The sequence below is a fragment of the Paenibacillus sp. FSL R10-2778 genome (assembly GCF_038593035.1).
GTDB classification, from domain to species: Bacteria; Bacillota; Bacilli; order Paenibacillales; family Paenibacillaceae; genus Paenibacillus_AQ; species Paenibacillus_AQ odorifer.
This window is the reverse complement of record NZ_CP151956.1, coordinates 2,254,626-2,265,093: the sequence shown is the minus strand read 5'-3', so window position 1 is coordinate 2,265,093 and position 10,468 is coordinate 2,254,626. Positions and strand designations below refer to the sequence as shown.

Sequence of the window (10,468 nt, the reverse complement as noted above, 5' to 3'; positions counted from 1 at the left end):
CTTTTGAGATCACGACAACAGTTTTGCTATTCCGTCATCCTTAACCATTCGCTTCTGAGCAATCCATAGGAATAAGTATCATGCCAGATTGGCTCTCCATTACTATCGTATTTAAAATAACCCGTCTGCAAAAAATGTCCTTCTCGACGAAGCTTCAATCGTTCAAGCAGTTTCCATGAGCGTGTATTTTCGGGATCACAGTTCGCAATCACACGTCTCATTTTCAGATTATCAAAGCCATAGTTTAACAATTGATTACAAGCCTCTGTAGCATACCCGCTTCCCTGAAAATCAGGGTTAAAAACATATCCAAATTCCCAAACGCCAAAAACCTTTGGTTCGCTCGCTTGAAAATATAAGTTGCCGATCATTTTTGTCGTAGATTTAAGACAGACTGCCCAAAAAGCACGGTCCGATGACCGTCTGAGTGCCTCAGTGCGAGATTCATCTGCATTAAACACGGAATAGGGCTCATATTTCACAACACTTTCTTGCGACAAATATTCATGAAGGTCTTTCCAATCCTCTGCTGAGAACCTTCTAATCCATAAACGTTCGGTTTCCATAATTTCCATCAGAACAACACTTCCCCAATATTAATAGTAAATATATACCATACACCCCATAATACCCCTATTTCTTTTTTATTTCATATGAGCAAAATCATTTCACAAACAGCAAATAGGCCTCCTTGGATTCCCAAGAAGGCCTATGAATGTTTCTCTATATCTTGACTCTGCTTAAACTGCCACCTGACGCAAATAATCGTTCGATATGCTTCTGAACGGTTGGGTCTGGGATCAGTGGCGGGGCTTGATGGGGTTTTACCCGAGCATCAATAATCACGTTATCACAGGACCAATGTTTATACTCAGTAGAACTGTTCACTCCATAGATATCATGAGATGGATTACTGCGGGTGAACGTCGCCCATAGGAAATTGTCGATCTTTTCACTCAAAAACTCGCTATCATCACACAAAATAATCATTGGGCAAGAAGGAAGTGACCCTTGCTCCTGAATAGCTTCACTAAGCTTGTTCATTTCCAGTGCTGCTTCAGCGTAGCTTGTGAATTTAGCGCCTTGAAGGGCAACAAGACCAGGCATCACCATTCGTGCATGTTCAAATCCCTGTAATTCTTTCAGCAGGCCTGGCACCTCTGTACATAGCTCTCTTTTCTTATCCCCTACTGCTGCGAAGATCACTTTACTTCCGCTGTTTAATCCTGTGCCGGAATAATCAAGTGTATCAATCGTGGTATTGGTATAGAAATGAATATCTCTATGAAGATTAATCCGCTCTAAGATATACGTCAAGAAATCCTCGATATTATGTGTGCTGATAGGCTGATTCTCTTCTGCTGTAATAAACAAAAACTTAGCTAAACTAAGCTGACCCGTCCCTAAAATCCGGTTAGCAATGGTCAGAATTTCCGCTGGCTGCTTTACTTGCTGATAAGGCGTATAACGTTCACTGCCAATGGCGAACAGCAGGGGATGAACACCCGCAGCATCGACTGCATGAACTTCTTTGACGCCCGGAATTTCTTGGCGGATAGCCCCACCTGTCAGCTCGTGAATTAACTCACCAAACGCGGTATCCTCTTGTGGCGGCCGGCCGACAACCGTAAATGGAAAGATTGCATTTTTTCTGGCGTACACTTTATGTACTCTCATTACTGGGAAAGGGTGAACCAAGCTATAATAGCCTAAATGGTCGCCAAAAGGCCCCTCCGGCTTCGTCTCACCAGGGTGAATTTCACCTGTTATTACAAAGTCCGCATCATTGCTTATACAATAACCATCCACATAGCTATAGCTGAAATGGCGTCCTGAAAGTAATCCTGCAACGATCATCTCACTCATTCCCTCAGGCAAAGGCATAACCGCCGATAAAGAGTGAGCGGGTGGTCCACCGATAAAACAACTCACTTTAAGCGGTTGTCCTTGGCGGTTCGCTTTTTCCTGATGTACGCCAATGCCGCGATGAATTTGATAATGAATGCCCACTTCTTTATTTAATTCATACTCATTTCCAGTCAGCTGCACACGGTACATTCCCAGATTGGAATTCATAATGCCCGGCTTGTCCGGATCTTCTGAATACACCTGCGGCAAAGTTACAAAAGCACCACCATCTCCCGGCCAATGTGTGATTAGCGGAAGATCAGAGATACTAATTTCCTGAAAACCGCTTGGCAGACCCCCTGGCTTTTTAATCGGCAATGCTTTTCTCGCGGATAATCCGGTACCAACATATTTAAATGGATTTTTGAGTGCTTTTACGGGATCGTTGCGAAGGGCAATTACGTTATGTGTGGAGTCCCAAGTACGCCGAAAGATAAACTTACTGCGCTCTATCGTTCCAAAAAGGTTAGATACGGCCCGAAACTTCGAGCCTTTTACATTTTCAAATAATAATGCAGGTCCACCAGCCTCATAAACCTTTAGGTGAATCGCCGCCATCTCTAGATAAGGGTCCACTTCTTCCTGAATACGAACTAAATGTCCGTGTTTCTCTAAATCATTAACACACTCTTCTAAATTGCTATATTTCATTTCATTACTCCGATCTCTAGAAGGTTATTACAAGATTACTTGGATGCTTTAATTATACCCTGTAAGATATTAAAATAAAGCGCACGCGTACCCTATGTACTAGAACCTAACGTCTTTATCTTGTATTCTCTGGTTTCGGTTCACTCCGCAATATATTTTTAGCAGGAATACCTACAGCCGAAGCGTTATCCGGCACATCCTTTACCACGACAGACATGGCCCCGATATTAACATCGTTACCAATGACAACCGGTCCAAGAATCTTGGAGCCTACTCCAATAAAAGCTCTGTCTCCAATCACTGGCTCTCCTAAGTTATTTCTCCCGCCAATAGTCACTTGATGAAAAATAGTAGCATGGCTTCCAAGCACCGCTTTAGGACTAATGATAATCCCATTTAAACCATGCGGTAAATGAAGCGCGTCACCAATTTGAGCTTGAGCGTGAAGCTCGCCATTCGCAAGAATACGGACAAAAAGCACATCCATTATCCGGTACAAAAGCCACAAAGGTTTTCGCACGATGCCATTCTTCACTCGATAATACACCCAATTTCCATAACGATAAGTAAACAAGGCCATAATCGTTTGAGGATTTTTCAGATTTGCTTTCCAGTCCGTTTTGAATGATTTCATCATTTTATCGTTCTCCTTTTTAGGGGCTAGGGGGTATGCACTGTATTCTGGAGTAATGAAGGCAGCTGTGGAAAAAACATCTGGAAGGATCGCAGACTGGAGGGTCAGTCGGGTGATGTACTTTCACCAGTGTAAGATAGATTCTGAGATTCATCAAGCAAGTGGACAGTTCTCTCTATATAATCATCAACCGATTTAGAGGCTTGTTAAACAACAACACGCGCCGAACAAAAAGATCGGCGCGTGTTGAACAGCATATTTTCTATTAAATCAGATCCAGAACAATCACATTCACGGAATTGGCAGCTAGCTTCACAATTGCCGTGTCTTTATCAATTACGATTTCCGTTTCAACTGGTGTAACCTTCTCATCATTTTTTCTGTTCACATTAGGTGTGTGAACCAGCGAGGCGTCTCCGGTTAAGGTAATCCGTTTACCCGTAGCAGCTACTTTTAAGCCTTTTAGATCAAGCTTCGTTGCTTTTTCTACACCATCCGCATTTACAAGCTTCACATAAAGATGCTTATCATCTTTAGTTACAGAATTGTATACCTCTCTGTTATAAGCCTCAAGCTTATAATCCAGTACTTTGCTTGTTACCTTGCCATCTGTATAAGAGCAAATCAAATGTTTGCCATCTGCTCCGCCATAATTAACGGTGATGGTATATTCCGTATGATCCGAAAGCTCTTCATAGCAACTGGCTCTAAGGTTGCCAGCAGCGGTACTAGAGGAATAATCGCCGAGAGTATAAGCCTCAATCCCTTGCTTGTACACCTTGACTCCTGTGGCATCGCCATTATAGCCAATTGCATATTCGATAACATCTTTATTTTCCGGTGAGATTTCTGTCAGACCTGCGCCTACATAGAAGCCATCTTCGCCAGAAGCTTTTTCAGCTACAACCTCTACTTTATAATTAGTCCACGCGTCATTAAGGATATACAATCCATTCAATCCATTCAATCCATTCAATCCATTCAATCCGCCATTCTGCGCTTTCAATACCAGACCTTTGGAAGGATCAATCGTATATCCGGCAGAGCCAGGAATCACTTTCCAAGCTTCATCCAGCGGCTGCGTGAAATCTTGATCCAACCATACACTGCCATCTACATTCGAAGTCACTTTCACCCGTTTCACGATCACAGCTGATTTCCCGGCAGCCACTTCAATTCCTCCATGAGGAATGAGGTCTACCTTCTCCCCGTTGCGATAAGTCGAAAATGAGGTGCCAACCACTTTGGTTCCCAGGTATTTAGCATACAGCTGCTGAACATAATAGTTCGGTGTGTACCATACGGTTTCATCATCGAACCAGATGCAATCCGGTGTCCATCTATAGGTGCCATCTGTCAGAACCTTGTTGAACAACGGTGCCGTTGCCGCCAATCTAATCACATCAGAGTTATTCTCGAAGCTGGACATAATCGCCGCCTCAGCAACAGCTCCTGCCAATGTGTTTTTATCTGTGGAAGCATATTCGCCCACAAAAACCTTTGAAGTTTCAGCCTCATCCAAGCTGCCGTCTTCCTTATAGGCTCTGTAATAGTAGTTGTAACGATCAGCATTCTCTAACAAATATTCATTGGAACGGTAGTAATGCTCATCCGCAATGGTATCCATGTAGTTCTTTTGTTTTTCGTACCAGGTAACAGTCTCTTCGATGCTCGATGTACCATCCGTAAAGCTGATTTTTTCCGAGCCCTGTAAATTTCCGCTTAGGAATTTCCAACCTTGCTGGTAAGCATCATCATCTGCCTGTGCACCCACGGTAGAGAGAATAGTCAATTCATGATCAGGATAGTTCTTCACCATATACTCATCAATCACTGTTTTAAAATATTCGAAGTTGGCGAAAAACTCTGTACCCCAGTTTTCATTCCCCACACCCAAATAACGCAGATCAAACGCTGCTTCATGGCCCATCTTTTTACGCAATGCAGCCCACTCATTATTGTCAAAATCCATGCTAATCGCAAAATCAATCAGATCCGTAAAGTTCTTCACATAATAATCTCTTAACGCACCGCCAGCTGGATTCGCATAATCCGAACGAGCTTGACAGAGTACGCCGCAGGCCATAACCGGAAGTGGTGTTGCGTTCAAATCCTCGGCTAATTGGAAATACTCCATATATCCAAGACCCATGGTCATCATGTAGCCCCATACGTTATAGTTCTCTTTGCGCAATTCGATATCGTTGACGGACTCTTTCCAATCGTACACGTTCTCCCAAATGTGAGAACCTTCAGAAATACAACCCCCAGGGAAACGCAGGAAGGTAGGATGAAGATCAACGAGTGCATTCACTAAGTCTTTTCGCAATCTATAGTTTGAATTTCCTTTATAGTTAGCATGAGCTGTAGCAGAACGTTCCTCTTCACCAGCGCCCCAAACGTCATCAGGAATTAAGGAAACCATATCAATGGAGATCTCACCGTTAAAGGTTAAAGCCAGCTGACCAAGCACAGTTTCAGATCCTGTTAATACAAGCTTTGAATCGACACCATACTTCTTCCAGCTGCCGTCACCGTTTACTTCAACAACTGCAGTATCGCTGATGGCTTTACCGTCTTTGTCGAGCAATTGCAAGGTAATTGTGCCCGCTGCTTCTGCCTTCGCCCAAATCGTGAAGTTGTACTTGGCATCTTCCTGAATAAACATCGAGCAGTGCTGATTGGAATCGGCAAAACCTCTATTATTAATCGTCGCGCCATCCGCTACCGTCACATAATGCGCATTCATATCTTTATCATCGATGCCGAAGAAATCGTTTAATCCGCCTGTATTATGGACAGTCATTTGGTCTGTATCCCCAGACCATGCGTGAAGAGGTGTATAATTTCTTCCGGTGGAAGCACCATGTACACCACATACATGCGAATAGCTGTCAAAAGCAAAAGATTCGAAGGAGCGATTCTGCACTAGCTCTGCATAGATCCCACCGTCTGCTGCATTGTTAATGTCCTCATAGAATAAACCATATAGAATTTGGCTAACATCCAAAATCTCCTGATTGCCGTCAATCGTTAAGGTGTAAGGTGGCAAATCTTCCGGAAGCACAGACACAGTGAAGCTCTTTTCTACTGTACTAGCTCCCTTTTTCAAATGTGCTGTAAGTGTTACGCCTTGAGCAGATTGAACTCCTTTATTCACAACGCCTTCATTAGAAATGACTTTGGTATCGCTGGATACCCAAGATACGTCAACTTTCCCGCCCATCAGCGAAGCTGGCAATTCGATATCTTTGGTAATAATCGAGCTTGGGAAGGTTAAGTATTTATCTTTTGCAAGCTTAACGATATCTTCATCCGTCAAAGATTCGCACATAATTTCAATCACTTCATCTTGAGTTAAGCCTGCTTTATATACACGGAAGTCCGAAATATAGCCGCCAAAATCAACATCTGCCGCGTACTGGGATTTCCCGATTGTATTATTGCTATAATTCAGTTGATCTTCAAAAGTAGCAAACCATGTGCGCAGCTTAGCATATGTGCCACTAGAGGTTTGGCTGATCATGCCATCCGCAACTACTTCACCATTTACATACATCACAGGTCCTGCACTGCTTAGTGTTCCACCTTTTGTGCCTGTAACTGCAAAGGAAACGTGTACCCATTCATCAGTCGCAAAGGATTTCCCTGGATCTGCAATTAAGTCTTCCCCTGCAAAACAAGTGCCCCGCAAATTGCGGGTTACAAAAAGATAAGGTCCTGTTTCACCTTTACCAAAATCAAAAATTCTTTCCCATAAGCTTGAAGCTTTGCTTACATACATCCAGGTCGAAATCGTAATTCCTGTATGGTCACTGACCTCTTTAAGCAGATCGTTAGGTAATGAAATATAGGATGTGCCATGTTCTCCCCCAGCAAGCGAAACAGCTTGTCTACCTGCTACGGATTTAATAGCCGGCAGCTTCGTACCTGAAGCGGTTCCATCATTGCCGTTCCCCGAGAAATCTTGACCTACATCCTCTGGATTATCAAACTTATAATGCGCAATTAGACTACCATTAATAAATTTGTTACCGTTGTCATTTTTCATAGAAGATCACCTGTTATCTTTATAGTAGAAATCTTAAAAACCTAACAATATTAGTTCATTGCCGTTTATACGAAACATAATAACATATTTTATAGTCAATTAATATATTAACCAATTAATATTTATGTGAAATAAAAGAAAACATTTTTTATAATCAAATATTACCAAATCAATCAATTGTTTCATGGTAAAATATCTGTTAGTTAATAAAGGAGTGGTGAAAGTTGAGCGAGGTTGTGAATGAAGAGGCCAATTCTAGTGATTTATTTACGATTGATTGTAAAGATATTTTTCTGCGGGAGTATAGCGTGGAGGATTTAGAGGAGTTTCATGCGCTTACTCTACAGCCTGAAATTATTGAATTCTTGCCAGATTGGAATGTTCCTAAAGAACAACGGTTGGACTGGTTAATAAACTATGAAATAAAAGAGAACCAGCAGTTTCTTCAAGCGATCTCAGCGGGCGGAGATATCGGAGAGCTTCGTCTTCGTTTAGGCATTATTTTAAAAGAGTCCGGTGAGTTTATTGGTTGGTGTTGTACAGGAATTAAGGATGAATTGTCCGTTCCTAACAGAGAGATTATGTATGCCATATCCAAGGATCATCGCGGTAAAGGCTACACTACTCAAGCTGCCAAGGGATTAATTAAGTATTTGTTTGATAATAGCTCTACCGATGTATTAAACGCCATTGCTCTGAAACACAATATCCCATCTAATAGAGTCATTCAAAAATGTGGTTTCGAGCTTCTTGACGAGATTACAATTGAACATGAAGACTATAATTATTACCGGCTTTCCCAGCAACAGTAGAATGAACAGGTAGGATGTAAATAGCGCCCCACACTAAAAAACCTCTGTATGGGAAATGGAGATTCGGTCCATTTACCAAAACAGAGGTTTTATTGTGAATTCATGACTGTTGCTTCATGCGAAGCATTTGATCCAAAAGCTCTTTCACATCTTTTTCTGGAAAAGCTGCAAGCAGGGTCTCTTGAAAGGTATCTTGTGCACGGAGGAGCTTGTCTTCGCCAATGGCAGTCAAGGCAGTATAGATACTTCTGCGATCAGCATCACACGCTTTTCTTTCTAAAGCGCCACAGCCTTTGGCCTCAAACCGACTAACCAGTCGGGAAACTGCACTCTGGCTTAAACCCACCATAGCTTCGAGTTTCTGCAATTTCAGTTTCTTCTCCGGCGCTTCCGACAAAAATAACAGCAAATAAAATTCTTTTAAGGATAAGCCATGTTTGGCTTGTAGATTAGCTTCCAATTCATTCGTCACATTCATTTTTATATGCGTTAACGTCAACCAACTCGTTATAAGTTCATTGTTAAGAATGTCGCCCATTTTATTATTCATCTCCCGGGTGTATGGCTTTTCATGATTTTTTCCTTCTATATAATAGTACTACAATCCACAACCATACATAAAGTATAGGTTCGATACTTATACTTTATTTTATTTTAAAAAAGAGGAGAGACCGTTTCTCCAAGAAGCCGGCCCCTCCACACTTTACAATTATTTTGTTTAGACTTCACACTATTTAAATTAGTCTTTACCCATTAATTCTTGGAAACCCGAAAGAATATTGTCTGGGAATACCCGCATCTTTCTGAAGCTCGACCCCTGCTTCCAGCGTCCAGTATGGATTTCTCAACATGCCCCGGCCCACGGCAACAAGATCAGCTTCCTCATTCCCAATCACGGCATTAGCAAGTACAGGCTCATCCAATCTGCCAACCGCAATAACCGGAACATTCAAGCCATATTTGATTTCTCTGGCCAAAGGAACCTGATAAGCTGCATGCGTCCCTGGTTTCCCGGCAGCTGCGATAGGACCTTCACCACCTGCACTGATATGGAAAATATCTGCGCCTGCTTCTTTGTAAGCTTTACTAAATTCCAAGCTTTCTTTGATACCGTACCCGCCCTCAACATATTCTTGAGCGGAGATGCGCATAATCAATGGCATTCCTTCCGGCATTTCACTTTTTGCTGCGCGAATGACTTCTGTACCAAACCGTGTTAAATCCTTGCCATATTCATCTGTTCTTTGATTGGTTAGAGGGGAATGGAACTGATGAATAAGGTAACCATGCGCTCCATGAAGCTCGATAACATCAAATCCCGCTTGTATCGCCCGCTTCACGCCCAACCGGAATTTCTCAACCATAGCTTTCACTTCTCCAGTTGTTAAGGCACGTGGTGTTTTGGAGTCAGCATCAAAAGGAACGTTAGAGGAGGATACAGGAACTGCTGCATCTTCTGCTTTACGTCCGGCGTGTGCAATTTGAATACCTACTTTAGCGCCATAAGAATGACAAGCTTCAACGATTCTAGCCAGTGCAGGAATTTGCTCATCAGACCAAATACCAAGATCAAAATCAGTAATCCGGCCATCAGGCTCCACGTCCGTCATTTCAATAATAATTAATCCAGTTCCGCCAACAGCGCGGCTTACGTAATGATTATAATGCCAATCCGTAGCAATTCCGTCTTTGTTAGACACTGAATACTGACACATTGGAGGCATAACCACGCGGTTCTTCAGCTTCAAATCCTTCAATTCATACGGGGTGAATAAGTCCTTCATGATATCTCTCCTCTTATAAAAAACTAAGTATAGTATGATCAATGCTTCCAGTGAACATGAGTTTCTAAGTTCATCTTATATAAAATATTTATAAATGCATGCTCATGCATGTATATTATTATAGAATAGCGATGATGTCAACCGTGAATAATCTTCTGCTAAATGGAAACTCCGTGTATTGTTGAAACTTCTATCTTAAGGTAATATATGGATATCTATTTTTTCTTTGAAAGGATGACCTCACTCGTGGACAAAAAGCTCTTACAATCACATAGTATTTTCCCTACGTTGAATATTGAGCAAACCGCTGCCTTCTACAGCCAGTACTTAGGTTTTAAAGCTGTACCCTATTTAGATACACAAGAACCACATCTTTGTTTGTATCGTGACGATACAGAGATTATCCTTACGCAATCCCATGGACAAAAGGTCATTCCCAATCGAGAGTTGTACGGTTATGGATACGATGCCTATTTTATTACGAAGCAGCAACAAGAGTTGGAGAAGGAGTTCGAAGCCGCCGGTGTTCATATTGTTCGTTCTTTATCAAACACCGATTATAATAACAAGGAATTTGTGATCGAAGATGTGGATGGTCGCTGGATTGCTTTTGGAATCAAAAAATAAA

General features: G+C 42.0%; 8 protein-coding genes. 2 read left to right on the top strand and 6 right to left on the bottom strand.

Annotation, left to right across the window (positions count from 1 at the left end; genetic code table 11):
- Positions 1-26: 26 nt before the first annotated feature.
- The 4 genes from NST40_RS09850 to NST40_RS09835 form a co-directional block, all read right to left on the bottom strand.
- Complete coding sequence (locus tag NST40_RS09850; RefSeq protein ID WP_179087504.1) at positions 27-575, bottom strand: GNAT family protein; 549 nt, start codon at positions 573-575, stop codon at positions 27-29.
- Between the two features lie 148 nt (positions 576-723).
- Positions 724-2,559, bottom strand: coding sequence for a UbiD family decarboxylase (locus NST40_RS09845; RefSeq protein WP_076276402.1), 1,836 nt, complete (start codon positions 2,557-2,559; stop codon positions 724-726).
- Positions 2,560-2,674: 115 nt separating this feature from the next.
- Positions 2,675-3,196 carry a serine acetyltransferase gene (locus NST40_RS09840; protein ID WP_036679239.1) on the bottom strand — a complete coding sequence of 174 codons (522 nt, stop codon included), beginning with the start codon at positions 3,194-3,196 and terminating at the stop codon, positions 2,675-2,677.
- 262 nt (positions 3,197-3,458) lie between these two features.
- Positions 3,459-7,244, bottom strand: a complete 3,786-nt coding sequence (locus tag NST40_RS09835) for an alpha-L-arabinofuranosidase C-terminal domain-containing protein (protein WP_342410634.1) — start codon at positions 7,242-7,244, stop codon at positions 3,459-3,461.
- A 224-nt stretch (positions 7,245-7,468) separates the two neighbouring features.
- On the opposite strand from NST40_RS09835, the gene NST40_RS09830 reads away from it, so the two are divergent.
- Positions 7,469-8,056 carry a GNAT family N-acetyltransferase gene (locus NST40_RS09830; RefSeq protein WP_342410633.1) on the top strand — a complete coding sequence of 196 codons (588 nt, stop codon included), beginning with the start codon at positions 7,469-7,471 and terminating at the stop codon, positions 8,054-8,056.
- Between the two features lie 100 nt (positions 8,057-8,156).
- Here NST40_RS09830 and NST40_RS09825 read toward each other — a convergent pair whose 3' ends face one another.
- Both NST40_RS09825 and NST40_RS09820 read right to left on the bottom strand, forming a co-directional pair.
- Positions 8,157-8,594 carry a helix-turn-helix domain-containing protein gene (locus NST40_RS09825; RefSeq protein WP_342410632.1) on the bottom strand — a complete coding sequence of 146 codons (438 nt, stop codon included), beginning with the start codon at positions 8,592-8,594 and terminating at the stop codon, positions 8,157-8,159.
- Positions 8,595-8,802: 208 nt separating this feature from the next.
- Entirely contained in the window at positions 8,803-9,840 is a 1,038-nt protein-coding gene (locus tag NST40_RS09820) for an NADH:flavin oxidoreductase/NADH oxidase (protein ID WP_342410631.1), read from the bottom strand.
- Positions 9,841-10,086: 246 nt separating this feature from the next.
- On the opposite strand from NST40_RS09820, the gene NST40_RS09815 reads away from it, so the two are divergent.
- On the top strand, positions 10,087-10,467 hold the full coding sequence (locus NST40_RS09815; RefSeq protein ID WP_076191215.1) for a VOC family protein: 381 nt from the start codon (positions 10,087-10,089) through the stop codon (positions 10,465-10,467).
- Position 10,468: the final 1 nt, after the last annotated feature.